This window comes from Bradyrhizobium sp. 22, from assembly GCF_000482425.1.
Lineage (GTDB): Bacteria > Pseudomonadota > Alphaproteobacteria > Rhizobiales > Xanthobacteraceae > Bradyrhizobium > Bradyrhizobium japonicum_B.
Genome location: NZ_KI519399.1, coordinates 3,775,192 through 3,802,066 on the forward strand (window position 1 = coordinate 3,775,192; position 26,875 = coordinate 3,802,066).

The 26,875-nt window shown below is 62.4% G+C and carries 21 protein-coding genes; 11 read left to right on the top strand and 10 right to left on the bottom strand.

Features of this window, described 5'->3' with window-relative positions:
* Window positions 1-31 precede the first annotated feature (31 nt).
* The 7 genes from metG to K410_RS0119365 all read left to right on the top strand — a co-directional run bounded on the left by metG (window position 32) and on the right by K410_RS0119365 (window position 9,198).
* Window positions 32-2,044 carry a methionine--tRNA ligase gene (gene metG / locus K410_RS0119335; protein ID WP_080672176.1) on the top strand — a complete coding sequence of 671 codons (2,013 nt, stop codon included), beginning with the start codon at window positions 32-34 and terminating at the stop codon, window positions 2,042-2,044.
* 368 nt (window positions 2,045-2,412) lie between these two features.
* Window positions 2,413-4,338: a hybrid sensor histidine kinase/response regulator gene (locus K410_RS37015; RefSeq protein ID WP_049820106.1), complete on the top strand. Its 1,926-nt coding sequence runs from the start codon at window positions 2,413-2,415 to the stop codon at window positions 4,336-4,338.
* A 179-nt stretch (window positions 4,339-4,517) separates the two neighbouring features.
* The gene (locus K410_RS0119345) at window positions 4,518-5,294 is read left to right on the top strand and encodes a TatD family hydrolase (protein ID WP_028136410.1); all 777 of its coding nucleotides are present in this window, start codon (window positions 4,518-4,520) and stop codon (window positions 5,292-5,294) included.
* 13 nt (window positions 5,295-5,307) lie between these two features.
* Window positions 5,308-6,105 carry an MBL fold metallo-hydrolase gene (locus K410_RS0119350; protein WP_028136411.1) on the top strand — a complete coding sequence of 266 codons (798 nt, stop codon included), beginning with the start codon at window positions 5,308-5,310 and terminating at the stop codon, window positions 6,103-6,105.
* Window positions 6,106-6,282: 177 nt separating this feature from the next.
* Window positions 6,283-6,864 (top strand): TRAP transporter small permease, encoded by a 582-nt coding sequence (locus K410_RS0119355; RefSeq protein ID WP_028136412.1) that lies wholly within the window; start codon window positions 6,283-6,285, stop codon window positions 6,862-6,864.
* A gap of 2 nt (window positions 6,865-6,866) precedes the next feature.
* Window positions 6,867-8,180: a TRAP transporter large permease gene (locus tag K410_RS0119360; protein WP_028136413.1), complete on the top strand. Its 1,314-nt coding sequence runs from the start codon at window positions 6,867-6,869 to the stop codon at window positions 8,178-8,180.
* A gap of 40 nt (window positions 8,181-8,220) precedes the next feature.
* The gene (locus K410_RS0119365) at window positions 8,221-9,198 is read left to right on the top strand and encodes a TRAP transporter substrate-binding protein (RefSeq protein ID WP_028136414.1); all 978 of its coding nucleotides are present in this window, start codon (window positions 8,221-8,223) and stop codon (window positions 9,196-9,198) included.
* Window positions 9,199-9,258: 60 nt separating this feature from the next.
* Here K410_RS0119365 and K410_RS0119370 read toward each other — a convergent pair whose 3' ends face one another.
* The 6 genes from K410_RS0119370 to K410_RS37020 all read right to left on the bottom strand — a co-directional run bounded on the left by K410_RS0119370 (window position 9,259) and on the right by K410_RS37020 (window position 15,743).
* A complete protein-coding gene (locus K410_RS0119370; RefSeq protein ID WP_028136415.1) occupies window positions 9,259-10,920 on the bottom strand; it encodes an acyl-CoA synthetase in 1,662 nt (553 codons plus the stop codon).
* 23 nt (window positions 10,921-10,943) lie between these two features.
* Window positions 10,944-12,827 carry a TRAP transporter large permease gene (locus K410_RS0119375; protein ID WP_028136416.1) on the bottom strand — a complete coding sequence of 628 codons (1,884 nt, stop codon included), beginning with the start codon at window positions 12,825-12,827 and terminating at the stop codon, window positions 10,944-10,946.
* A 15-nt stretch (window positions 12,828-12,842) separates the two neighbouring features.
* Complete coding sequence (locus K410_RS0119380) at window positions 12,843-13,862, bottom strand: TRAP transporter substrate-binding protein (protein WP_028136417.1); 1,020 nt, start codon at window positions 13,860-13,862, stop codon at window positions 12,843-12,845.
* Window positions 13,863-13,923: 61 nt separating this feature from the next.
* On the bottom strand, window positions 13,924-14,160 hold the full coding sequence (locus K410_RS0119385) for a hypothetical protein (RefSeq protein ID WP_028136418.1): 237 nt from the start codon (window positions 14,158-14,160) through the stop codon (window positions 13,924-13,926).
* Window positions 14,161-14,552: 392 nt separating this feature from the next.
* Window positions 14,553-14,984 carry a hypothetical protein gene (locus tag K410_RS0119390; protein ID WP_028136419.1) on the bottom strand — a complete coding sequence of 144 codons (432 nt, stop codon included), beginning with the start codon at window positions 14,982-14,984 and terminating at the stop codon, window positions 14,553-14,555.
* 255 nt (window positions 14,985-15,239) lie between these two features.
* Window positions 15,240-15,743, bottom strand: a complete 504-nt coding sequence (locus tag K410_RS37020; RefSeq protein WP_049820108.1) for a DUF29 domain-containing protein — start codon at window positions 15,741-15,743, stop codon at window positions 15,240-15,242.
* A 292-nt stretch (window positions 15,744-16,035) separates the two neighbouring features.
* Between K410_RS37020 and K410_RS0119400 the strand changes: the two genes are divergently transcribed.
* The 4 genes from K410_RS0119400 to K410_RS37030 all read left to right on the top strand — a co-directional run bounded on the left by K410_RS0119400 (window position 16,036) and on the right by K410_RS37030 (window position 20,406).
* Window positions 16,036-16,338, top strand: coding sequence for a helix-turn-helix domain-containing protein (locus tag K410_RS0119400; RefSeq protein WP_028136420.1), 303 nt, complete (start codon window positions 16,036-16,038; stop codon window positions 16,336-16,338).
* Window positions 16,335-17,618 carry a type II toxin-antitoxin system HipA family toxin gene (locus K410_RS0119405; RefSeq protein WP_049820109.1) on the top strand — a complete coding sequence of 428 codons (1,284 nt, stop codon included), beginning with the start codon at window positions 16,335-16,337 and terminating at the stop codon, window positions 17,616-17,618. Before K410_RS0119400 ends, K410_RS0119405 begins: the two co-directional genes overlap by 4 nt.
* Before the next feature lie 52 nt (window positions 17,619-17,670).
* Entirely contained in the window at window positions 17,671-18,762 is a 1,092-nt protein-coding gene (locus K410_RS37025; RefSeq protein WP_151650240.1) for a ComEC/Rec2 family competence protein, read from the top strand.
* Between the two features lie 264 nt (window positions 18,763-19,026).
* The gene (locus tag K410_RS37030) at window positions 19,027-20,406 is read left to right on the top strand and encodes a transposase (RefSeq protein ID WP_151650241.1); all 1,380 of its coding nucleotides are present in this window, start codon (window positions 19,027-19,029) and stop codon (window positions 20,404-20,406) included.
* A 65-nt stretch (window positions 20,407-20,471) separates the two neighbouring features.
* Here K410_RS37030 and K410_RS38520 read toward each other — a convergent pair whose 3' ends face one another.
* From K410_RS38520 to mblB, 4 genes are all read right to left on the bottom strand, one after another.
* The gene (locus tag K410_RS38520) at window positions 20,472-22,106 is read right to left on the bottom strand and encodes a hypothetical protein (RefSeq protein WP_151650242.1); all 1,635 of its coding nucleotides are present in this window, start codon (window positions 22,104-22,106) and stop codon (window positions 20,472-20,474) included.
* Between the two features lie 75 nt (window positions 22,107-22,181).
* The gene (locus tag K410_RS0119425; protein ID WP_028136423.1) at window positions 22,182-23,075 is read right to left on the bottom strand and encodes a hypothetical protein; all 894 of its coding nucleotides are present in this window, start codon (window positions 23,073-23,075) and stop codon (window positions 22,182-22,184) included.
* Window positions 23,076-23,136: 61 nt separating this feature from the next.
* On the bottom strand, window positions 23,137-25,449 hold the full coding sequence (cap2-3, locus tag K410_RS0119430; RefSeq protein ID WP_049820115.1) for an anti-phage 6A-MBL system cap2_3 protein: 2,313 nt from the start codon (window positions 25,447-25,449) through the stop codon (window positions 23,137-23,139).
* A gap of 6 nt (window positions 25,450-25,455) precedes the next feature.
* Window positions 25,456-26,607 carry an anti-phage 6A-MBL system MBL-fold protein gene (mblB, locus tag K410_RS0119435; RefSeq protein WP_028136425.1) on the bottom strand — a complete coding sequence of 384 codons (1,152 nt, stop codon included), beginning with the start codon at window positions 26,605-26,607 and terminating at the stop codon, window positions 25,456-25,458.
* Window positions 26,608-26,875: the final 268 nt, after the last annotated feature.

Genomic DNA, 26,875 nt, shown 5'->3' on the forward strand with positions numbered 1-26,875 from the left:
AAAAATTCGAGAAGCCGTAAAGGAATTCGTCGTGGCAACGCGAGCTAAGAAAACCGCCAAGGGCAAGAAGGCTGCGAAGAAGGCAGCCAAGCGGACTGCCAAGAAAGCCACGAAGAAGGCTGTGAAGGCGCTTACGCGCAAGGCTTCCAAGAAGGTCAAGGCGTCCAAGAAAGCCACCACCACGAGGGGTGGAAGAAAAGGCACAGCGAAGCCGGCAAAGAAGGCTGCGAAGAAGCGAGTCATCGCTAAGAAAACTTCGAAGAAAGCTGCCGCCAAAAAGCTCGCCAAGACCCCTGCGAAGAAATCAGCCAAGAAGGCTGCCGCGCCGGCCGTCGTTGCACCGGCCCCCGTCGTCGCTCCGCCGAAGGCTGTCAAGCCCAAGGTCTCCAAGCCTAAGGTTCCTAAACCCAAGGCCCCGCCTGCGCCGAAGCCCGCCGCAGCTCCGCAAGCCGCGACGCCGGCAGCTGCCCCAAAGGCCGCCGCGCCCGCTGCCGTCGCCGCGCGCGACAACGTCTTCTACATCACGACCGCGATCGCCTACCCCAATGGCAGCCCGCATATCGGCCACGCCTATGAGGCGATCGCGACCGACGTGCTGGCACGCTTTGCGCGGCTCGACGGCAAGGACGTGTTCTTCCTGACCGGCACCGACGAGCACGGCCAGAAAATGGTCCAGACCGCGGCCGGCGAGGGCATGTCCGCAGCAGCCCTCGCAACCCGCAATGCGGGCCGCTTCAAGGAAATGGACGAGCGTCTGAATGTGTCGTTTGACCGCTTCATCCGCACCACCGAGGAGCAGCATCATCGCTCCAGCCAGGAGATCTGGCGGCGCATGGAGGCGAACGGCGACATCTATGCCGACACCTATGCCGGCTGGTATTCGGTGCGCGACGAGGCCTATTACGCCGAGGACGAGACGCGCCTGAACGACGACGGCGTGCGGCTCGGTCCGCAGGGTACGCCCGTCGAATGGGTCGAGGAGAAGAGCTACTTCTTCCGCCTGTCGGCGTACCAGGACAAACTGCTCAAGCTGTATGCGGATCATCCCGATTTCATCGGGCCGGATTCCCGCAAGAACGAGGTGGTCAGCTTCGTCAAGGGCGGCCTGCGCGATCTCTCGATCTCGCGCACGACGTTCGATTGGGGCGTCAAAGTGCCTGGCGACGAAGAGCACGTGATGTATGTCTGGGTCGACGCGCTGACCAACTACATCACCGGCGTCGGCTTCCCCGACGAGAGCGACAAGAACTGGCGCTACTGGCCGGCCGATGTGCACATCATCGGCAAGGACATCATCCGCTTCCACGCGGTGTACTGGCCGGCGTTCCTGATGTCGGCCGGAATCCCGCTGCCGAAGCGGGTCTATGCCCACGGCTTCCTGTTCAACAGGGGCGAGAAGATGTCGAAGTCGGTCGGCAATGTCGTCGATCCCTTCAACCTCGCCGACCAGTACGGCGTCGACCAGATGCGCTATTTCTTCCTGCGCGAGGTGCCGTTCGGCCAGGACGGCAACTACAACCACGAGGCCATCGTGGCGCGCATCAATGCGGACCTCGCCAACGATCTCGGCAACCTCGCGCAGCGCTCGCTGTCGATGATCGCCAAGCAACTGGGCGGCGTGCTGCCGGAGCCCGGCGAGTTCAGCGATAACGACAGGGCGATCCTGGCGATGGCCGACGGCATGGTGGCCGCCTCGCGCGAGGCCATGGCGACGCAGCAGATCCATCAATGGCTCAACGCCGTCTGGGCCGTGGTCGCGGAGGCCAACCGCTATTTCGCGGGCGAGGCGCCGTGGGCACTCGCCAAGACCGATCCGGCCAGGCAGAAGACGGTGCTCTACGTCACCGCCGAAGTCGTGCGCCAGATCGCGATCCTGGCTCAGCCCGCGATGCCGACGGCATCAAGCCTGTTGCTCGACAGCCTCGGTATCCCGCAAGACGAGCGCAGCTTCGCCGTGCTGGGCGGGGACAAGCGGATCGCGCCCGGCTCGACGCTGCCGGCGCCGAGGCCGGCATTCCCGCGTTACATCGAGCCGGCGGCTTAAGCACTCATCTGCGACCCGGTCCCCCGACCCCCGGCCTCGCGCCTGCCTCGGAGGCTTGCCTCGGAGGCTTACGCGGGGTGCTGGAACCGACGCGGGCCACTACTTTAGGTAGCCCAATGAGCGGCTAGTCGCGCGGCCGACGGCGCACATGCGATTCGGTCAATGTCATTGATCCGGATCAATGCAAACCAAGCGCCGGACTCTGCCCTTTGCTCGGGGCAGGAAGGTGAGCATTGAGTCCACCGGACATCAAGGACGACGGTAAGCCAAAGCGGCTTGGAAAGTTGCGCAGATTCGGATTTCGGCAGCGCCTGCGCAACCTGAGATTGGGGCAGGGGCCCGCAGATCGAGACCGCACAGCGGCTGAATTGCGCGCAAGCGAAGCGAAGTTCAGAGGCGTCCTGGCGGCCAGTCCGGACGCCGTCATCATGGTCAGCGCCGCTGGGGTGATCAAGTTTGCCAGTGACCGTGTCACGGACATTTTCGGATACGCGCCCGAGGAGCTTGTCGGCAACTCGATCGAGATGCTGATCCCCGAACGATTTCGCAGCGAACACTCCAGTCAGCTCAAAGCCTATTTCCGAAAGCCGACCTCCCGCATGATGGGTGGTGGAATGCTGTTGTCGGGACGTTGCAAGAACGCGATGGAATTTCCGGCCGAGATCAGCATCAGCCCGATCATCGTGGCCGGTCGGCACGCTGCCATCGCAGCAGTGAGGGACGTTTCCGGCCGCAGGACTCTCGAAGCGCTCCAGCAAGAGGGAGCGGAGGCCTTGCGCGATAGCGAGGAGCGCCTGAGATACTTCATTAAATACTCGCCTGCCGCGATTGCGATGCTCGACAACGAGCTACGCTATATTGTCTACAGCGATCGCTGGCTCGCCGACTATGGCCTGGTTGGGCGCGATCTGCGCGGGCTCTCACACTACGAGGTCTTTCCGGAAGTTCCGGAGCGCTGGCGCGCGATTCATCGCCGCGCCCTCGGGGGCGAGACGCTTCATGCCGACGAAGATTCGTTCACGAGAGCCGACGGACGGCTGCAATGGTTGCGCTGGGAGGTCCGCCCCTGGTTCGATGCGTTCGGCAACATCGGCGGCGTCGCTTTCCTGACCGAAGACATCACGGAGCGCAAGCGGATCGAGGCGCAACTTGCACAGGCGCAGAAGATGGAAGCGATCGGCCAGTTGACCGGCGGCATCGCCCATGACTTCAACAATCTCCTGACCGTCATCCTCGGCAACGCGGAAGTGCTCTTGGATGAGATCAAAAGCGACAATCAGCATCGCAAGCTCGTCGAGCCGATCATCGCGGCCGCCGAGCGCGGCGCGAGCCTGACGCAGCTGATGCTCGCCTATGCTCGCCGCCAGGCTCTCGAGCCGAGCACGTTCGAGCTGAATGAGGTCGTGACGCGCATGAACGCGCTGCTGCGGCGTACCATCGGCGAGAACGTCGAAGTCGATCTTCGACTTGCGGAGCCGTTGTGGAGCGTGACTGCCGATATCCGCCAAACGGAGACTGCCATTCTCAATATCGTCCTCAACGCGCGCGATGCGATGCCGCAGGGAGGCAAGCTGACGATCGAGACGGCCAATGTCGATCTCTCGGCGGATTATGCCGCGCACAATGTGGAGGTCAATCCAGGCCAGTACGTCATGATGGCCTTGTCTGACACGGGCAGCGGCATCGCCCCGGAGATGCGTGACCGCATCTTCGAACCATTTTTCACGACCAAGCCGGTCGGCAAGGGGACCGGTCTCGGACTCAGCATGGTGTACGGTTTCGTCAAGCAGACGGGTGGGCACATCCAGGTCTACAGCGAAGTCGGGCACGGCACATGCATCAAGATCTATCTGCCGCGCGCCGAAACCGACACGACGACCGCCGGGCCGTCGTCAGAGGCTCCGGAACCTGCCGCGACCGGCACCGAATCCATCCTCGTCGTCGAGGACGACCCTCACGTGCGGATGTTTGCCGTCCAACAATTGCGGCGCCTGGGCTACCGGGTCACGGAAGCTTGCGACGGACCGTCCGCGCTCCTGGAGGTGTCGCGTTCGGGCGTGCCCGATTTGTTGTTTACGGACGTCGTGATGCCCGGTGGCATGACTGGGCGTGAACTCGCGGAGCGGATCGGGCAGAGCGCCCCCGGCAGTCGGGTTCTGTTCACCTCGGGCTACACCGAGAACTCGATCGTCCATCATGGTCGGCTCGATCCCGGGGTCCACCTGCTGCAGAAGCCCTACAGGAGCGACAAGCTGGCGCGGAAGGTGCGGGAAGTGCTGGACCTCAAACCCTGACCGCCCACGGCATTTGGCGGCGCAGGAACCGGCTGGGGCGCGAGATCGCCGGTCCGGTTGACGTCGCCTCACGCTGGCCCTACCTGTGAGAAAGGGACCCCGTCCACAGCGATCCTGCACCGTCGAAGGTCGCGACCCGGACGACCAACCTCAGGGTTTTTGGAAAGCGACGCTCGAGAATGCTTGTCGACAGCCACTGCCATCTGGATTTTCCGGATTTTGCGGACGATCTCGACGGCATCGTGTCGCGCGCACGCGCGGCCGGAATCGGGCGCATGGTCACGATCTCGACGCGGGTGCGAAAGCTGAACCAGCTTCTCGCCATCGCCGAACGCTACGACGACGTCTATTGCTCGGTCGGCACCCATCCGCACAACGCGGATGAGGAGGACGGCATTGCATCGGACGAGCTGGTTGCGTTGACGGAGCATCCCAAGGTCGTCGCGCTCGGCGAGGCCGGGCTCGACTATTTCTACGACAACGGCTCGCCGGAAGCGCAGGCGCGGGGCTTTCGCGCCCACATCGCCGCCGCCCGCGCCACCGGCTTGCCGCTGGTGATACACACCCGTGAAGCCGACGAGGACTGCGCCCGCATCCTGGAAGACGAGGCGGCCAAGGGATCGTTTCGCGCCGTGCTGCATTGCTACACGGGCGGGCGCGAACTGGCGCTGAAGGCGGTGTCGCTCGGGCTCTATATCGGCTTCACGGGCATTCTGACTTTCAAGAAGTCGGAAGCCCTGCGCGCGCTTGCGGCCGAACTGCCCTCCGATCGTATCCTGGTCGAAACCGACTCGCCCTATCTTGCGCCAGGCAAGTTCCGCGGCAAACGCAACGAACCGGCCTATGTGGTCGAGGTCGCAAGAGTGCTGGCCGAGACGCGCGGGGTGCCGTTCGACGAGATCGCGCGCCAGACCAGCGAAAACTTCTTCCGCCTGTTCTCGAAGGTGAAGGCTTGAAACCGGGAGCCGCATGACGCTGACATTGACGATCCTGGGCTGCGGCTCCTCCGCCGGCGTGCCGCGCCCGGCGCTCGGCTGGGGCGCTTGCGATCCCAACAATCCCAAGAACCGCCGCCGCCGCTGCTCGCTGCTGGTCGAACGGAGATCCGAGCACGGCACCACGCGCATCCTGATCGACACGTCGCCGGATTTGCGCGAGCAATTGCTCTCGACCAATGTCGATCACATCGATGCGGTGTTCCTGACGCATGAGCACGCCGACCAGACCCACGGCATGGACGATCTGCGATCGGTCGTGATGCACATGCGCCGCCGCATCCCGACCTATTTCAACCAGTCGACCGCCAAGGACATCCTGTCGCGCTTCTCCTATTGCTTCATCTCGCCGGAGGGCAGCGACTATCCGCCGATCCTGACCCGGCATTCGATCGAGGCCGGCGAAAGCCAGACCATCCTGGGGAAGGGGGGCGCCGTGACGATGACGGCCTTTCTGGTCCAGCATGGCAACATTCCCGCGCTGGGCTATCGCATCGGGAATGCAGCCTACACACCCGACCTCAACGACATCCCGCGCGAAAGCTGGGATGCGCTGGAAGATCTCGACCTCTGGATCGTCGACGGCCTGCGCTACACCAACCATGTCAGTCATTTCAGCATCAATGACGCGCTGTCCTGGATCGAGCGGTTCAAGCCAAAGCGCGCCGTCATCACCAACATGACCGCCGACGTCGACTACGAGGTGATCCGGCAATCGCTGCCCGCGGGCGTCGTGCCCGCCTTTGACGGGCTGCGGCTGGAGACGCATTGAACCTGCGGTAGAAATTCGCCCGCCGGCAGGCATAGTCCTTGCTTGCGTCGGCTCCATCATGTTGATCTAACGTCTGAAAGACAGGGCGTTGGCCAAGGGCGATATTGAGGCAGGATCGGCGGCGCGCGATATGCGATCGTCGGACCCGCCGAACGCCTCGTGCGAGGATGAGACTGCGTGGCTGGGGACGACGAAACGGCTGGTGGACCGGTGCGCCGCGCACTGGATCTTCTTTATCTCGGGGCAGGCTACGCCGCCGGCGTCTTCCTGGTTGCAATCTTTGCCATCATGATGCTCATGTCGGTCGGTCGCCAGTTTGCGATCAACATTCCCGCCGGCGATGACTTCGCATCGTGGTGCATGGCCGCGATGGCTTTCCTCGGCCTTGCGCACACCTTCAAGCGGGGAGAGATGATCCGCGTCGGCCTGCTGCTGGAGCGCCTGCACGGGCGGACCAAGCAGGTCGCGGAGATCGTGGCGCTGGGTATCGCCACCGTCTTCATTCTCTATTTCACCCGCTATGCCGTCCAGATGACCTACGATTCCTGGCGCTTCAACGACGTGGCGCAGGGCGTGGTCGCGCTTCCGCTCTGGATCCCCCAGCTCGGCTTTGCCGGCGGTCTTGCGATCCTGTCGATCGCGCTGATCGATGAGATGGTCAATGTCGTCGGCGGCAACCGGCCGAGCTACGAGAAGGGCTCGCCGGACGAGACGCCGGAGGAATTCGTCGAACGCATCTCGCAGGGCGGCGGAGGTTGACCATGGCCAATCTGGGCATGATCGAGCTCTCTTTCATCCTGCTCGGCGTCATGATCCTGCTGCTGGGAAGCGGCGTCTGGATCGCGGTCTCGCTCGGGCTCGTCGGCTTCGTGGCGATGTCGTTGACCACGAGCCTGCCGCTCGGCGCGGTGCTTGCGACCACCACTTGGAGCGCCAGCTCATCCTGGACCTTGGCCGCGCTGCCGCTGTTCATCTGGATGGGAGAGATTCTCTTCCGCACCAAATTGTCGGAAGAGATGTTCCGGGGATTGTCGCCCTGGGTTCAGTGGCTGCCGGGACGTCTGACTCATGTCAACGTGATCGGCTGCGGCATCTTCGCGGCGGTCTCGGGTTCTTCGGCCGCGACCTGCGCGACGATCGGCAAGATCGCGCTGCCCGAGCTCGACAAGCGCGGCTACGACAAAGGCTTGAGCCTCGGCTCGCTGGCAGGCGCGGGCACGCTTGGCCTGCTGATCCCGCCCTCGATCCCGATGGTGGTCTACGCGGTCACGGCGAATGTCTCCGTGCTGCAGGTATTCCTCGGCGGATTCCTGCCGGGTGTGCTGGTGATGGTGCTTTATTCGGGCTACATCATCATCTGGTCGCTGCTCAACCCCAAGAAGGTTCCGCCGCGCGATCCGCCGATGCCGTTCCGGCAGAAGCTACGGGAGTCGGCGAAGCTCGCGCCCTGCATGCTCCTGATCCTGGCAGTGTTCTTTTCGCTGGTGCTCGGCTTTGCGACTGCCACCGAATGCGCGGCATGGGGCGTCACGGGCGCGCTGCTGCTGGCGTGGTGGAGCGGCACGCTGACGCGCAAGAATTTTCTCGAGAGCATCATGAGTGCGACGCGCCTGACCTGCATGATCATGCTGATCCTGGCAGGCGCGGCCTACACCACGGCCGCGATGGCCTATACGGGGATTCCAGCCGCGCTCGCCACCTGGGTGCAGGGGCAGCAGCTCACCCCCAGCATGCTCGCGCTGTATCTGAGCATCATGTACATCATCCTGGGTTGCCTGATCGACGGCATCTCGATGATCGTTCTGACCGCCGTCATCGTGCTGCCGATGGTCCGGCAGGCTGGGCTCGATCTCGTCTGGTTCGGCGTCTATCTCATCATCCATGTCGAGATGGCGCAGATCACCCCGCCGGTCGGCTTCAATCTGTTCGTGCTCCAGAACATGAGCGGGCGCGACACTTTCACCGTTGCGCGCGCGACGTTTCCGTTCTTCGTCCTGCTGCTGGCTGCTGTCTTCATCATTACGGAGTATCCGCAGATCGTGATGTTCCTGCCCAAGCTCGCTTTCCCAGATTGATCGCACCCGGTTCTCGAATTTACCTGTGAGGAGAAGTCCGATGATGTCTCGTCTATTTCGCGCATTCCTGACCGCCGGCGTGGTGGCAGCTGCGACACCCGCTTTGGCTCAGACCAAATGGAATCTGCCGGCCGCATATCCCGCGGACAATCCGCACTCCGAAAACCTGGTCGCCTTCGCCAAGGACGTCGAAGCCGCCACGTCCGGAAAGCTTCAGATCACGGTCCATCCCGGCGCCTCGCTGTTCAAGGCGCCCGACATCAAGCGCGCGGTGGTGACCGGTCAGGCGCAGATGGGCGAGGTGCTGCTCTCGATCCACGAGAACGAGGATCCCGTGTTCGGCGTCGACGTCGTACCGTTCCTCGCGACCAGCTTCCCGGACGCGATGAAGCTGTATCAGGCCTCCAAGGCTGCGATCGTCAAGAAGCTCGATGCGCAGGGCCTCAAGCTGCTGTTTGTCGTGCCGTGGGCGCCGCAAGGCGTCTATGTCAACAAGCCGCTCGCGACCATCGAGGACATGAAAGGCCTGAAATGGCGCGCCTATAACGTCGGGACCGCGCGCATCGGCGAGCTGGTCGGCGCGCAGTCCGTCACGATCCAGGCCGCTGAACTGCCGCAGGCGCTGGCGACCGGGGTGGTCAATTCCTTCATGTCGTCGGGCGGCACGGGCTACGACGCGAAGGCGTGGGAGTCGCTCAAATATTTCTACGACGTTCAAGCCTGGATTCCGAAGGACTACACCTTCGTCAACAAGGCCGCGTTCGACGCACTCGACAAGCCGACCCAGGAGGCCATCCTCAAAGCGGCGGCAACGGCGGAAACCCGCGGCTGGAAGGCCTGGCAGGACAAGAGCACCTGGTATCTCGACCAGCTCAAGGCAAAAGGCATGAATGTCGAGCCGCCGAGCCCGGCGCTCAAGGCCGGCTTCCAGAAGATCGGCGAGCAGCTGACGGCCGACTGGCTCAAGAAGGCCGGCGCCGATGGTCAGGCGATCGTCGACGCCTACAAGAAGATGTGAGGATGAGGCCTTCCGCCCGCCGCCTTCCGGCGTGCGGGCGGAAGCTCTTCTGCCGTCAGCTCAGGCCGAGATCGCCTTCGCCGATCCGACCTCGTTGCGCAGCAGGAATTTCTGGATCTTGCCGGTGGACGTCTTCGGGATCGGCCCGAACACGACGGCCTTCGGCGTCTTGAAGCCGCTCATGTGCGAGCGGCAGAAGGCGATGATGTCGGCTTCGCTGGCGTTGGCGCCGTCCTTCAGCTCGACGAAGGCGCAGGGCACTTCGCCCCATTTCGGATCGGGCTTTGCGACCACGGCGGCGAACAGCACCGCCGGGTGCTTGTAGAGGATGTCCTCGACCTCGACGGAGGAGATGTTCTCGCCGCCGGAGATGATGATGTCCTTGGAGCGATCCTTGATGATGACGTAGCCGTGCTCGTCGAGCACACCGAGATCGCCGGTGTGAAACCAGCCGCCCTCGAACGCCTCCCTGGTCGCCTTCTCGTTCCTGAGATAGCCCTTCATCACGATGTTGCCGCGGAACATGACCTCGCCGATGGTCTCGCCGTCACGCGGCACTTCCTGCATGGTCTGCGGATCGATGACGGTGACGCGTTCCTCGAGCGGGTAGGGCACGCCCTGCCGGCGCTTCATGCGCGCGCGCTCGGGCGCGGGAAGCTCGTCCCAGCCGGGCTGCTCAGCGCAGACGGAGGCGGGGCCGTAGACCTCGGTCAGGCCGTACACATGCGTCAGCTTGATGCCGATGCTTTCGGCGCCTTCGAGCACCGCGACCGGCGGCGCGGCGCCGGCGATCAGGCCGACGACGCGGCGGGCTGCACTGCCGGTTGACGTTTCCTTGGGCGCGTCGGGGGCGTTGATCAGCGTGTTGTAGACGATCGGCGCGCCGCACATATGGGTGACGCCGTGCGCCTTGATCAGCTCGAAGATTTTGGTTGGCTCGACCTTGCGCAGGCAGACATTGATGCCGGCGGCCGCCGCGATGGTCCACGGGAAGCACCAGCCATTGCAGTGGAACATCGGCAGCGTCCAGAGATAGACCGGATGCTGGCCGAGATTGCCGGCGAGGATGTTGCTGACCGCGTTGAGATAGGCGCCGCGATGATGGGTGACGACGCCCTTGGGATTGCCCGTCGTGCCCGAGGTGTAGCTCAGCGCGATCGCGTCCCATTCGTCGTTTGGCGTGATCGCCGCGAAGTTCGGATCGCCCTCGGCGACGGCCGCCTCATACTCGATCTCGCCGATGCGGCTGCCGCCTTTGAACGATGCGTCGTCGACGTCGACCACGAACGGCCTCGGGCCCGTCATCTGCGCCAGCGCGTCGGTGATGACGCCCGAGAATTCGGGGTCGACCAGGATGATCTTCGCGCCGCCATGGTCGAGCTGAAACGCGATCGATGGCGCGTCGAGACGGATGTTCAGCGCGTTGAGCACGGCGCCAGTCATGGGCACGGCGAAATGAGCCTCGTTCATGGCCGGGATGTTCGGCAGCATCGCAGCGACGGTGTCGCCGACGCCGATCCCCTTGCGCGCGAGCCAGGACGCAAAGCGCCGGCAGCGCTCATGGGTCTCGGCCCACGTGAAGCTGCGGCCCTCATAGACCGTGCTGACATGATCGGGATAGACGGCGGCACTGCGCGCGAGAAAGCTCAGCGGGCTCAGCGGCACGTAATTGGCGGGCGTCTTGTCGAGACCGACATTGTACTGGTTCTGCCGCTCGCTCATCGACACCCTCCTTAAACTGCGCCTCAAAGGAATCCGATCGAGATCCAGGGGAAGATCGCGACGATGATCAATCCCGCCAGCAACGCCAGCAGATAGCCCCAGATCGGCCGGATACCTTCGGCCGGATCGACGCGTCCGATGGCGCAGGCGGCATAATAGCCGACGCCGAAGGGCGGGGCGAATAGTCCGATGCCCATGGCGAGAATGATGACCATGGCGTAGTGCACCTCGTGCACCCCGACGGCCCGGGCGATCGGAAACAGCAGCGGCCCGAACAGCACGATCGCCGGAATGCCTTCCAGCACGCTGCCCAGGATGACGAAGGCCAGGATCGAAACGGCGATGAAGGTCGCAGCGCCCCCGGGCAATCCGGTCATGGCGGCCGCCAGCGAGCGCGAGAAGCCGGATTGCGTCAGGCCCCAGGCCATGCCGGTCGCCGTGCCGATGATCAGCAGGATCGCGCCCGACAGCGCCGCGGTCTCGACCAGCATCGGGAACAGCCGCCGCCAGTCGAAGCGGCGGTAGACGAGCAGGCCGACCAGCGCGCCATAGACGATGCCGATGGTCGAAACCTCGGTCGCGGTCGCGATGCCCTCGACCACGGCGTAGCGGATCACGAAGGGCAATGCGAGCGCGGGCAGGGCGACGACGAAGGTCCTGCCGATCTCGGATGCCGTGGCGCGGCGGACGTGGCTCATGTCCTCGTGACGGTAGCGCCACCACACCAGCATGCAGAGCGTGATCGCGAGCACGACGCCGGGCAGCAGGCCGCCGGTGAACAGCGCTGCGATCGACACGCCGGTGACCGAGCCGATCGTGATCAGCACGAGGCTCGGCGGGATGGTCTCGGTCTGGGCACCGGTCGCCGCCAGCAGCGCGACGAGATCGCCGGGCTTGGCGCCGCGTTCTTTCATCTCGGGAAACAGCACGGGCGCGACGGCCGCCATGTCGGCAGCCTTGGCGCCTGATATGCCCGAGACCAGATACATGGCGCCGACCAGCACATAGTGCAGGCCGCCCCTGATATGGCCGAGCAGGCTCGCCAGGAACGCCACCATGGCCCGCGCCATGCCGGTCATCTCGATCAGGACGCCCAGGAACACGAACAGCGGCACCGAGAGCAGGATGAGGTGGCTCATGCCCTCGTCCATCCGTCCGACCAGGACCATCACCGGGGTCCGCGTCGCCAGCGCCAGATAACCGAAGATCGCCAGGCCAAAGCCGAACGCAATGGGAACGCCGGCAAAGACGCAGAAGCCGGCGACGCCGACGAAGAAAATGACGAGGTTGAGATTGCCGAGCGAGCGCAGCAGCGGTTCCGCCAGCCAGAACAGCCCGACCAGGGCAGCAACCGACAGCATCGCGGCCGCGACCATCCGGTAGTCGGCCGCGCGCAGCAGCCGCAGCAAGGCAAAGGCCGCCATCAGGCCGATGCCGGCCGGCAGCGCGGCGGCGCGCCACATATTGGAGATCTGCAGCGCCGGCGTCGTGATGTAGCTTTCTTCATAGGCGTAGTCGCAGGCGGGCCAGACGATCAGGATCAGGAACGCCAGGGCCGCTGAGGTCGCGACCAGATCGAGATACGCCCGCATGGCCGGCCGCGCGCTGGCGACGACCGCAGTCATGCGCATGTGCTCGGAGCGGCGGAACGCAACCGCAGCCCCCAGCATGGCGAGCCACAGGAACAGGATCGAGGCGAGCTCGTCCGACCAGATCAGCGGCCGGTGCAGGCCGTAGCGCGCGACCACGCCGGCAAACAGGATCACGATCTCGGCGACGACCAGGATCGCCGCCGGGATTTCGACGGCGAGACCGAGCAGGCGCTCGAGCGAAGCCAGCAACGATGGTCGGCGAGGGGGCTGAAACGCCGCCTCGCCCACCACTGCGATCATCTCGACATGAGCCATGACGGCCCCAACGCGTTACGACAGCTTGCCGACGGCCTTTTCCAGCAGATCCCAGGCCTGATCGCCATACTTGCCCTTCCACTCGGCATAGAAGCCGGCGGTGCGCAGCTTGTCGCGGAACGGCGCCACCGCAGGCTGATTGAAGGTCAGGCCCTTGGCCGCGAGCTCCTGTTGCAGGTTGGCATTGAGCTTGGCGGTATCGGCACGCTCGTTGACCGCGGCGGCGTTGATGTGCTTGGCGACGATGGTGCGGACGTCCTGTGGCAGCTTTTCCCAGGCCCTGCGGTTGGCCAGGAACCAGAAGCCGTCCCACATGTGGTTGGTCAGCGAGCAGTACTTCTGCACCTCGTAGAGCTTGGCGGTCGAGATGATCGCCAGCGGGTTCTCCTGGCCTTCGACGATCTTGGTCTGCAGCGCCGAATAGACCTCGCTGAAATTGATCGAGGCGGGCGCCGCGTCGAACGCCTTGAACATCGAGGTCCACAGCGGCGAGACCGGCACGCGGATCTTGAAGCCCTTGAGGTCGTCAGGACCGGTGATCGGCTTGCTCGACGACGTGGTCTGGCGGAAGCCGTTGTCCCAGATCTTGTCCATGACCTCGAGGCCGGCCTTCTTGATCTCGCCGCGGACGAAGCCGCCGAGGTCGCCATCCATGGCCTTCCAGACCGTGTCGTAGTCCGGGAACGCGAAGCCGATGCCGTTGATGGACGCGGCCGGCACCAGGGTCGACAGAATCAGGCCCGACAGCGTGAAGAACTCGACGCCGCCGGAGCGGATCTGGCTCAGCATGTCGGTATCCGAGCCAAGCTGGTTGTTCGGGAAGATCTGGAGGTCGAACTTGCCGTTCGTCTCGCTCTTGATCGCCGCGGCCATCTCCTTGGCGCGGACGTTCAGCGGATGGGTGTCGGGCAGGTTATTGGCGTATTTGTAGGTGAACTCGGCGCTCTGGGCGCGGGCCACATGGGGCGCACCGATGCCGCCCAGGACCGCGGTCGCGGCGGAGGCCTTGAGAAGCGTGCGTCGGGAAAAGCTCATGAGTTTGCTTCCTCGGAAGGTTTGTTGTTGTTCTGAGACGCAAACCTATACGGACGGAAGGTCAGAAGGTCATCTGCGATCTCGCGAGGTCTTGCTTATTGCAGCCGGCCAAGGTCACGGCAATATCGGCTTTCGCAGAGATCGAGCCGATGCAAATCTGCAAAACAACTCCATGCACAGCAGCGGCCGAGAACCGGGACCGGGCTTCGAGGCCGAACCGAAAACCAGCTGAAGCGAAGGCGCCACGGCAGGAATTGCGTCTAAATGACTGATCGAATTGCAGATAAAGATATTCCATAATATACCTTATGCGAATTACGGATTGGGCTCTGACCACACGCTGCAGTGTGTCGTTCGCGTTTGAATTTGTCACTGGGGCCTCTGGTTGATTTTGTCACTCGCCTACTGATGCCATTGGTCTTTCTGGCCGGCGGCGTCTTCACGCTTGTCGCGGCTCGATCAGCCCCTGGTTCTGGAAGACTCAATTCTGTCACTGGCGGTGTTGGCGCTTCGAGATTCAATTTTGGCACTGAGCGATAGCTCGGCCTATCGCAGGGTAACTTACACTGCGATAGGCCGAGCCACGCTGCGCTTGTTGACGTGATCTACCGGCCGGTCATCGGGGCCGGGTGTGGGCTGTTGCTGGCGCACCCTGAGCCTGTACGGGCTGCGGCGCTTGATAGGATCGGCCTAGGGGCAAGCGCTCGGACGAGCGGTCATCCTCATCGGATGCTTGTCGTATCCGAGCCAGAGTGTCTTGGCTGGCGGACCGAAGCGCACGTCTCGTCGAAGTACCCTAACGCTTGCGACGGGCTCGGCGGGCGTGTTCGTCGCGTCGCTCCCGACAATCACGCAGCGGCCACCAAACACGCAACCGTCCTTTTTCCAGCGCCAGCCGTCCTCTTGGGCCTTCCCGTAGACGATGTCGCCGCCGGGAGCATTCAGCAACGGCACTGGTGCTCCTCCCAGAACGTGATCAATCCCGGCGGCAGTCCGTCCCATCTCGGCGCGATCAATCAATCCAATTTCGGGATCCACAACGATCACCGAGACGGTCTCTCCCGATTGCGCAGGTTCCGGAACCGAGATTGGGCTGACCCAGCGGATCAGGCCTTCAAGCATTTCGAGACTCGACCGCGCTGCCGTACGGTCTCCGAAGGAATTCCGTCGTCCAAGGACGATCGCAGAGCTGCGAATAGCCTTCGACCCTCCTAACGAAAACCCGGCATCGGCGCCCTCTCCTTCCGCGGCCAGGATTACATCCCCATTGGGAAGGGTCGCGAGAACGTGCCTGGGAGACCCGCACAATCGCCTGAGCTCAGCGGGTGTGGGGTCTACCTCCTCGACGACAATCCGTCGCTCGAACGGGTCTGATGCTCAGATGCCGTGCTTGGCCACTGATTGGATGGCGGCAGATAGCACTTGTGTCGCTGCGCCGGGGTCGAACTCGGGGTCAAGAAGATCATGGAGCGAGAGCGGACAGGTCGACGGCAATTGAGGTCCGACTACCCCACGATTTTCCAAGGTGCGGGTAGCTGCGTTGCAGGCGACACGCCAGATTTTCTCAAGATCGAGTCGCCGCTTCAGTCCTGGCGAAAAGGCCAGGACGGCATCGCCTTGGAATGTGACGATTTCCTCAAACCAACGCGTTAGAGTCTGACTTTCAGGTTCGAGGGCTGATTTCAGCAAGTGAATTAGGGTTTGTCGAAGTAGACTAGATATCGCCAGGACTTCGGCACGTCCCATGCCTTCGATCTCTTCAGCCAGATTGTCGATGTCAAGGCGCGTGTCTGCAGGCGAAGTTGCCCCAAGGATGCCGGCTTGCTCCTGGGTCCACCCGTAGAAATCTGTGTCGTGTTTACTGGCTTGTTTCGTCAGCATGAAACCTCCGAGCACCTAGAGATAAAGGCGGGCCGGAGCATAATCAAAGGGAGAAGCCGGCGACCAAGCCACCCCTCCGTTCACTGTTCGGCCGGGTTAAGCCTCTCGGAGGCGCAAAAGCCGCTCGGGACGCATTAGCGCTTTTGTTACGGCCTCTCATGCGCTGCTGGGTAAAGGCCGACGCGGACGGTTCTGCGGTTTAGCCGAGGGCCAAAGGCACGGCGCAATCCTGATCTTGACTTATACGAGATATTATAATATCTATTATTGCCAGATAATGGGAACAGAGGCTATGGATATATCCCTTAATTTAAGCTCACCCCAAGACATTGCTTCCGATATAGCGAACCGCGCAAAGCAGCGGCGATTAGAGGCCAACTTAACCCAGTCGGGGCTTGCCGCCCGCGCTCAGGTCAGCTTGGGCACGCTGAAGCAATTTGAGCGCACAGGCAAATCTTCCTTAGAGTTCCTCATAGCCATCGCGTTCGCTCTCGGCGCCGAAAAGGAATTCGAGGGGCTGTTTCCTCCGAAGCCGCACAGGTCGATCGAGGACGTGATTTCCAAGCCTGTCAGAATTCGGGGACGCAGAAAGTGAAGAAGCCGAAGGTCCCAGACGGAAAACCGCCCCAAGGCATCCAAAAGCTGGGGGTGTCGCTCGATTTCTACGGCGAAAAGATCGAGGTAGGAACATTGGCATGGAGCAAAGAGGAACGCCGGGCGTATTTCGAGTACCACCCCGATTTCGCCGCGAGGCGCCTCAACGTATCTCCGTTCAAGCTTCCTGTCGGCGAGGGAGCAAAGCCGGCGCCGAATTCGCCGTTCGCCGGGCTGCACGGCATGTTCAACGATAGCCTCCCCGACGGTTGGGGCCGCATGCTTCTTGATCGTCATCTGCAGAACCTCGGATACGACTTCAGGCTCCTCACGCCTCTTGACCGCCTGGCATACGTCGGCCAGACCGGCATGGGAGCGTTGCGCTACATTCCCGATAATTCCCTTAGCAAAGCCGCCGGCGACGCCGTCGACCTCGATTGGCTTGCTGCGCAAGCTGAGGCGGTCCAAGGCGAGGTCGACGAAGCCGACGTGGATCGTCTGCTCGAAATCCAAGGTGGCTCCGCCGGCGTCCGCCCCAAGATTATGATCGGCTTGAATGGCAAGACCGGTAAGATCGTAGCCGATACCGGCACCGATCTTCCGGAAGGCTTCGAAGCTTGGCTGGTAAAGTTCAAATCGAACGTCGATCACTCCGAAATAGGAAAAGAAGAGTACGCCTACTCTCTTATGGCGAAGGCAGCAGGCGTCGATATGCCCGCCACTAAGCTCATCAAAACCAAGAAGGGCAGCTATTTCGCCGTCCAAAGGTTCGACAGAACCGAGGGTGGGAGCGCGCATGTACAGACGGTGAGCGGGCTGTTGGAGGCCGATCATCGGGCTCCGTCCATCGACTACGATACGCTGTTGAAAGTCACGCGACTTCTGACGCGCGACGAGCGTCACGTACGCCAGATGTTCGTCCGGATGATCTTCAACGTCCTCGCACACAACCGGGACGATCACGCTAAAAATCACGCTTTCCTGCTCGCAAAGGATGGAGTTTGGCATCCGACGCCGGCGTACGACCTCACGCTCTCGGAGGGCCCCGGGGGCGAGCACAATCTAGCTGTGGACGGTGAAGGGAAGAACCCGACCAAAAAGCACATTCTAAAGGTTGCGCAAAATGCGTCGATTCCGCAGGAGGAAGCCGAGCAGTTCTTCGAACAAGTTCAGAGTGCCATAGATCGCTGGCCTGAATATGCAAAAGAAGCCGGATTGACGGAGAAACGTCTCCAGGAAATCGACCGGCTGCTGAACAAGCGTGGATCCGGTGCCGCTTAGGGCGGCGACATTTCTCCCTACATAGCCAACATTGATTCTGGACACCACCCAAATGGCCTATGAAATAGAGTTTCATCCTGTCGGGTCGGGAGCCAACAGCGGCGACGCGATAACAATGCGCTACTGGACGGGCGCGGAGTGGCGCGTGATCGTCATCGACGCTGGATTCCAGGAAACCGGCGAAGCAATCGTCGAGCACGTGCGGTCGGTGTACGGCACGAACACGGTTGAGCACGTCGTCAGCACGCATCCGGACAACGATCACATCAGCGGTCTTCGCGCAGTCATCTCGCAACTTAATGTGCAGAACCTCTGGATGCACGTTCCCGAATACCACGCGAAAAACATGATGGATTACTTCCACGATCCTCGATGGACGCTGGAGGGCCTCACCGCGGACTTGCGGCGCGCCTACCCGATCGTCAGCGAAATCCGAGACTTGGCCCTGAAGCGGGGCACTTCGCTTCACCCTCCGTTTCTAGGCGCAAAGATCGGGCCCTTCACGGTGCTTTCGCCGACGCAGGCCATGTACGAGGGCCTCCTCCCCCAATTCCGCGACACCCCAAAGCCCGCGCAACAACTCCTCGTCCTCTTGGGGCATTGGCTCACAGGGATCGGGCGACGCGTGGCGACGGAGATCCGGCGCATCATCGCGGAGGACCTGTTCACCGAGACGCTCCGTGAAGGCGGCATCACGGCGGCGGAAAACGAATCCAGCGTGGTCTTGTACGGTCAGATCGACGGTCGAAACATCTTCCTGACGGCGGACGCCGGCTTGAGAGCTCTTGGCGCTGCCGTGTCGTACGGTATTGCCATCGGTCTTCAGTTCGGCACCGCTTTGAACATATTCCAGGTCCCGCATCACGGCAGCCGCAACAACATCTCCCCTGCACTGCTCAATCGGATCGTCGGAAATGTCTCGGGGTTCGGATCCAGAAGATCGATTGGTTGCGTCATCTCCGCCGGGCCCGAGGATGAAACTCATCCGCGCCAAGTCGTGGTGAACGCGCTCTTGCGTCGTGGCGTTGAACCCCAGGACACGAAGAAGGGCATGCTTTTGTTCAATCACGGCGTTCCGGATCGGGCGGGCTTCAGTCCCGCACCCACCCTGGAGTTTGCCACGAGGGTGGAAGCCTATGACTGAGACGGTGTCGACGTATTCCCCGGCCAAGATCCGACAGGTGACTTGCGGGGGTCGTTTCATTCCCCGACGGTTACATTGCGACTAAGTGCTGCTCGAGTTGCTTGGCGATGGGAACTCGCAACTTCTTTGAACCTGCGTTGCCTCGTTGGCATCGGAGGCATACTTGGGTGTAATCGGCCTGCCCGCTCTCTTTCGGCGTGAAAAGAGCGCGGCGCGCCCTTGGTTATCGATCAGAAACCCGAGCAACTGCGCGTTCTTTAACTCATGAAAAGCAAGCGTCGAGACGCCTTCGCCCCAAAGGAATTTCCGGCAACACTCTTTCGACCTCCAGACAAACGGGGCGATGACTGGCCGGATGAGCCGGATGTCCGGCGGGCTGTGACCTACTTTCGCGACTTTATTGGCCAGGACGAGTGGAAGAAGCGGCGCAATGCTGCGGCCAATCGCCTGTACGCGGCGTCGCTGGGTCGTGTCGACGAGACCGACCGCGGCAGATATTTCGACGAGTCCGACGTATTCGGCTGGTATCTCTTCCTGGCCGAGGCTTTTATCGATCATGTCTGGAATTTCGAGCCGACGTTCGGATCGCGGGTAGTGCCGGTGTTCAAGGCGATCGGGCGCGGTCTCGATCTGCTTCTTTCGGTCGACGGCGTCGAAGAACGGGCACGTCGCCTGGTCAGCAGTGAACGGCGTCAACCAAATGGCGGGCTCTTCGAGCTGCTCGTCGCATCCGCCTATCGCTCGTCGGGCGCGCGGGTAAAGTTCGTACCCGAGCGACGCGGGCTGAGCCGGACATACGATATGGATGTTGAAATCGGCTCGCGCTCCTTCGCAGTCGAGTGCAAGCGCTTGGAAACGAGCCAATACGGTGAACGGGAACGAGCAGCGATGCGCGAGCTATGGCGCCCCAGCGCGACAGGGTTTTCCCAGAATGAGCAGAGCGCATTTTGCGATGTCCATTTCCGCATCCCCATTGATCGGGTGCCACCCGCCTATCTGACCGAGAAGTCGCTCGAGTGGCTCCGGTCCGACATGCCTTCGCTGCTTTGGAGCGACGATATGTCGTATGGCGCGATGGGCGAGCTCGATCTCGATCCGTTGCGCGAGGTTCTCGACGATCACCATGTGCTCGCGTCGAGTTCGCGTATGCTGGAGCTGCTCTCGGGCCGCTACGTGAGGCACGCCAATTACATTCAGTTGAGCCGCTTAAAGCTCGCGGAAAACCCGAGATATGTGCACGAGTGCGATCTTGCCGTGCTGCTCCGTTGGGAATCGGCCTCTCCCGAAGCCATCGATGCGAAGGCCCGCGACATTACGACGAAGCTATCGGAAGCCAGCGACCAACTTCCTGCGGGTCGCCCCGGTATCGTTCACATCGGCTTCGAGGCCGTTGAAGGAGACGATGTAGAGCGCGCCCGACATCGGAAGATCATCGAGCGAGCGCAGGCTTTCGATCCACGGGGAAAACCTCTGGAGTACGTGTATTGCCATTACTTCGTACCCGAAAGCCCGCCTGACCAGGCGTGGGCGTTCGACGAGACGCTCCAGTGGGTGGGCATCGCGCCGACCGGTCCTCATCCCCTCGGAGAAACAATGCTGATCCTTCCGGCCGAGGGCGTTCGCGAAGGACCTCACTGGCGTTGAAAATCAAGGACCAGGGTGGTGCAGGCAGCGTGCCTCCAGCCAGTATCTTAGCATCAGGACAATCATTACCTGCGCAGCCGGGCCGCGAAGCGCTGAAGCGCAACCCGATCGCCATCGGTCATCAGAAAGCCGCGTGATGGATAGTCTTCCGTGCCTCCATGAAGGACCCGTCTATCGTCGATCTGCGACACCAGGTGGGCGAAAGGTGGATTGAAGCGTCGAAGCGGCCAGCCGGAGGCCGCATGCAATTCTTCCGCATCGACGGTCCCGGTCCCAGATTTGCCGAGAGCAAGATCGACGAGCGCAACCACGTCCGTTTCGGGGGTGCTTTGCCCGGTATGGGGATCGAACGTGATAAAAAGCTCTGCGGTGGTGAACATCCGCGGAAGCCGCGTGGAAATCATCGAGTTCGTTCTCAGATAGCCATCGCTTTCGAGCTCGGCCACGGCAAACGCCAAATCGTCGATGTTGGATTCCGGAAACGCCTCGATGAGGTCTTGCTCGGGAATGAAGCAGTCGAAGCCCTTTTGGGATTGTTCCGATACCCACAATCCTATCCGGATCGCCAATGGCCCGAGTTCGCCGATCTTCAACTCGGACTTCTTCTTTGCTGGCGGCGCGATCAGCGGAATGCTCAGCCTGTCTTTAGCCGGCGGCGGAGCTCCGCCTGCAGCGAGCCATCCGTCGAGACCGTCGATCACCAACTGACCAATCGCGGCGAACTGCAGGATGTCGTCGCCGACCAGGGGCACCGTTTCGCCCAGTCGGGCCTCTGCGGCATGTTCGGCGAACTTCGCGTCGGCCACGCCGAGATTGTGTCCGATGACATGCCGCTTCTGGATGTTCAGCGTCAGGACGGCAAGAGCGTCGGCCGTCAGAGTTCCGAACGGATCGATGTCGAACTCGGCGAAGCGCTTGCGGCCGCGCTCGATGTTCTGAAAGTCGTTGGCGATCGGCTTCGTCGCCGCGACGTCGGGTGGTCGAGTGGTCGCCTTGTATAGGTATACCGTCTTTAAGGTCGCTTCGAAGGCCGTCAGTACGTCTTCATGCGCATTGCCCATCATCCTGTATGCGAGTTCATGCCTTCCCGAGCCGAGTTGGCCCGCGAGCTCCACCTGCTCCCGGACGAGCGCGATTTCCCGCGCAAAGTGCAAGTGAATGTTCGGCGCTCCGCAATCCGGACAGAACAAGGAAATGGCGTAAACGCCGTAGTCCCGGCCGCACTCGTCGCATACCAACTCGCGGAGAAGATCGTTTCGAGCGAACCGCGGTGCGGGTTTGGGCGACGGCCGTGTACCAGTCGTCACCTTGAAAAATTTGTTGCCAGCGTTCTTCCGGGCGAGGTCATCGAACATGCCATGGATTGCCGCCGCGGCGTCGGCGTGAAAGGCATGAGCGACGATTTCCTTGGCAGCCGCGAGGTCGTCCGGATGCGTAAAGTTCTCGTCGTCGTCCAGAACGCCGCTATACGGACAGACTGTGCCTGGCGTACCGGGCGCGTGCGTCATGCGAGACGTCAAGGCCTCGGGTAGAGTGAAATCCGATACTCGGTCGCCCAGAAGAAAGAGGCGCGGATGTGCGTCTTCGTTGGGTGAATACCGGTACACCCGGCCATCCGGCGTCTTCGGTAGCGGAATGCCAAGCGTCAAGTTGTTGCCAGAACCACCCGTCTTGTACTTCTCCAAATTCCGCAAGCGCATGAGTCCACCTCGGATAGTTGATCGTTGAGCCGATGGATCGACGCGAGGAGATGCATCTCCTCCTCGCGTCGGAGATCATGATTCCTCACCTTCCGAGCGAGCCCGCCGGGACCTGGTTTCGCCGGTCGCGGTCGATGCCCGCCGCGTACGTTTTGCGGATGAGGCCGCCGCGGGCTGGGCGGCAGCCGGCACCTCAAGCGTGTCGCAGCACGCCAGCAGGGCCCGCGCGAACTGATCGCCGGCGTCCCGAACCCAATCGTCGCGTACGACGGTAAACCAGGCCGTCAATGCGACCAGATCGACGCAGATCGCTCCGATCGCTGCGGGCTTAATGGCCGCCAACGCCGTGGGAAGTGACGACATCGAGAAACTGGACACGGCTGGGATGATGTTGTCGTAGCGCCAGACGACGGTGAGAACTGAAATCAGAAGAGCCGCCAAGCAGGCAGCGACCCCGATCGGTTTCAATCCGCGCAGGTTCCGGCGAAAGCCATATTCGGCATTCTCCTTCTCGACGAGCGGATAGGCTTTCCCACGGCAACGTTCCTGAAGCCACTTCACCCCCGATGCGTACATGGCGTCCGCGGCCTTCGGATCCGCCCTCTCCTGCTCCGGGCTTGGCGTAACGAACAACGGCACGTTCTTCGCGAAGAACGCGTGGTATCGGGCCAACACCGGCGGCGGAAGATGTTCTTCCCTATGGCGCAGCCAGATCGTCGATGGCCAACCTCCCCATTCAGCCAGGAGACGCTTCTCCACCTTCTTGCCGCGCGATCTGCTCAGGACGCTCAAGCCATACAGGAGCCCGCAGGACGTCGCGATGGTCACCAGCGTGGCGCCCCAGCTCGAGGTGACCAGCCGGGGAAACCACGCGATCGCAGTGAGGATGATCGGAAACAGCGTGAGTAAGCCCGGAAACAGGCGAGCCTGTCGTGAATAGGGATCGAAGAGCTTCGAAATATCGATCATCGGATCGCCTCTGTGCAGTCATGGGCGCTGGCCGGCGACGGGTCTGGAGATCTCGGATTCTTCATCTTGCCACCTTGACCACGGCGCTGTGTGAGCTGCCGGCTCCGGATAAGGCTTCAGCGGTGAAATGGACATATCCAGCCGGCGTGTGGATCAGCATCAGCAACGGAAAATACTGGCGTATCGAAAGCAGAGCGGCGGTCTTCACGTCCTTCCTGGACGGGCCACTGGGGACGAGATGATTGTGCCAGGTCCCGAGCGCGTAGAGCGCGCCGCCAGATCCTTCGATCAGATCTTCCAGCATGGGCCTCAGTCCCTCGGTACCGAGCACGAACTCGTCGCGCGAGAATTTGCTGTCGGGCGGCGCGGGCATCGTGCCGACGACGTGGAAGACGTTGGCGACGTCCGAATATCGGCCGACGATGATGCCGCCCGTCTCCGAGCCACGGCGCGCAGCGACCTCTCGCCGGATCGTGTCGTCGACCTCGGGACTAAGGCGCACGACGCTGTCCGTGCCGTCGCCTACGACGATGCGCGGCCGGATATCCTTGCGATGCCATATCTGGTTCAGCCCATCGGCCGCCAAACTGCCGACCAGCACCTCGCCGGTCTCGGGAAGACCGTCGCGTTGGAGCCGGCGAATATGCTCGGACATCGGCGCCGCGAACGAGGACAAGCGACCGTCCGACAGCGGCATCGTGATGGCCGCGCAGCCCTGACCGATCGCGATCGCTTCGGCCTTCGTGTTGAAGACCTCGTTCCTGAGGGTGGGATCCGAATGGATCAGGCGATAGGCCTCGCAGATCAGATCGGTCGCCGACGGGTTGGCCGCCGGTCCCTCCACCGACATCAGGCCGACGCTTCCGATGCCCAGCATGCATGCCTCGACCACCCGGGGCCGGTCGATCGTGACTCCAGGCAAGACCAGCGCCTCGCGCACGCTTGCGGAGCCGGTCGTATTGACGACGGCAAAGCTGTCTCGGGCGACCAAAGGGGCGATCGATTGATCATCGAATGCGCGCGCGACGACGTCCACTACGTGCGGCACCGTCGGCTGCTTGAGGGTCGCGAGTGCCTCGGCCAGGTAGTGCGCCTTTGGAATGGACCAGAAGCTTTCGACTTTCGTGTCGGAGGGAAGCGTGGCGTAGCGCGCGAAATTGTGAGGTTGCAGGATGCCGTCGTCGATGAGGGCCGCGGGTCCCCGTCCGGACCTGGCGAGATGAACTGCGAGTTTGGATCCGATGCTTCCGCAGCCGAGGAGCGTCCACGGACGCAGCGCCTGCCCGTCGTCGCCCGCAGCGCGTCGCAGCAATTCGGGTGATATCTCATCTCGGTGCGTGGCGGTCCTGACCAGCTTGCCGCTGCCTGACGAGAGCGCCTCGCCGCCGCGCAATTCCACGACGTAGGGGCATATCTCGATCGGCGAAGTCGTGCCGATCACCTCGAACGGGCGTCGCGCCAACAGAATGACGGCTATCGGCTGCTTCTCCTTCAATTTCGATTGCGAAACCCGCTCCTGCAGGATTCCGAGCTTCGGCTCCAGGAATTCGCGGCAGCCTAGTTCGGCCGCCCGCTTCAAGAGCTCGTCAATCGTCGTGACCGTTTCCGGAAGATAGCGATCCGCCACGAACGGCCGACCGGTCGGGAGTTTACCGGACCACGCGATCAGTGCGTGAGCGTTGCCGGTTTGCCCGTCATCGCCGACAGGCGCATATCGCCATTCGCCGGCGAACCGCGGCCCCAGCGGTACCGGAGCGGCGCGCGGGATGCCGATCCGGTAGGTAGACAAAGTTGCTTCGCGGTAAGCGTAGTACCACGCCGGGAAGACCGAGCAGCCGCCCTCTCTGGTGGGCAGACCCGTCAACCAGGTCGGATCCGCGACGATCACGTCGTCGATCCCGTCACGCCGCACCGGCTCCCAGCCGTGCTCCGGATCGATCAGCTGCGCCATCGCAGCCTTGTCCAGCCAGTCGACCAGTTGCTCGAAAAGGCCACCTATTCCGCGAACGCGCAGAACCTCACGCGGCGAACCGGCGACGAGACACGGTTCAGGTGGACCGCCATTCCTCGAGGGCTGAATGTGCGGATGACTGCGATTGAAGTCCGTGCGGAGGCGGATAAGCGGCGCCCTCAAGGGATATCCTGCCGTGAAGATGAACGTCACGGGCTCGACCGCGCGGACGCCCGACGGGCTCTCGCCCGCAGCCCTCCATGCGTTCGGGAGTTCGGTCCGGATCTCCACGATGGCCCGGATGGCGTCGTTTCCTTCGATCCGTTCGGCGGTCACCCGTTCGACGGACGGGTGAGCCTCGATCAGGCGCAGCGCCCGTCGGACGGGTATGGGAATGTCGTCTGCCGCGGAGATCGCCGCCATATCGGCTCATCCGTGGGCGAGCGGCTGGCTTCCGATACCGGTGCCGGCGGCGACGCTGACGGCGACCGCAGCGCGCTTGACGCGCGGTCCGGCCGAAGTGACCTCGATCGCCAGCGGATCGTCGCCCGGACTGTCGGCGACGCACTTGAATTCGCCCTTCACGGGATCGAGGATATCGATGTATTCGCGCTTCGCACGGATGCACGGCGGATCGTTCTTGTCGTCCTTGATGGTCTTGCTGCTGGCCACGATCAGCGCGCCATCCAGCGGTTGCCCGAGGGCGCTCCGGGCGGGCTCGGACACCTTGGCTTTCTCGCCCTTTTCGGACCAGCTATCGTAGGAAAGGCTGTGCCACGAACAGTGGTGCGGAGCGATCAGAACGTCGTACTGCAGACGCTCGGGCCACTTCTTGTTGCGCTCCCAGATGCGGTCCCAGATCGCGACCTCGGCGTCGCCGCCGAGAAGGAAGCGCCCGCGGGTGACCTTGGACACCTTCAGGTCCAGACGCATGATGACGCTGGAGTTGTTCTTCGTCAGAACCTCCTCCTCCGCTTCGTCGTCGGCAGGCATCGGCGCCAGCAGCCGCGCCTCGAAGGAAGTGTCCTGAACGCCGCAGATCTTCGAGAACACCTCGTCGACCTTCACCAGGATTTCCGTCAGGTCATCGGTCTTGCCGTCGACGTCCTCGCCCAGGATCAGGATGCGGTTGCCGTCCTCGGCGGTCCGTTCCTTTTTGAACCTGTTGGCGCGGCGGCGGGCCTCGTCGCGCCAAGCCTCGGCGTCGGCGCAAAGGACGTGATCCTCATCCTTCGCCTTCGCCCGGCGGAACACGATCGGCGAGGACCACATTTCACGGATGATGATCTTGTCGTCGGCCTTCACCCAGGTCGACGGGTCGCCGAGATGGAAGTGCTTGACCAGGCCCCGGATGTGATCGGCGTCCGGATGGGTGTTCAGGAAGCCATCGACGAACAGCCTCCCCTTATCGTCCCGATCGAGCTTGTTCCGGATCTGTTTCCCGACGTTGGGGGTGTCGTCGTCCTCGTCGTCGGCCGCCTCCCGGATGTTGATGTCGGTCAGGATCCGACGACCGGACTCGGTCTCGAACAACACCATGTCGCCGTTGTCGACTTTGAAAAGTGATGCTTTAACTACCATTCCCATCCCCCTGATTCAACGATCGAAAGATCGGTCGCGGCTCCTTGACCGATTGCAGATCGGACGGGCGCACTTAAGAAGATATGATGGCAATTTGGCCACGCAAGATGTGCTACCAGATTAATTTTATCACGCTATATATATGATATTGTTCAAGTTTTAATCATCTGGAACCAGCTTTGTTCACTCGGTGTTCTTGGTTTTTCAGCCGACAAGCGGCATGATCGGGGAACTAGGATTGCTCCGGGTGGAGATCGTCCTCGCAGCG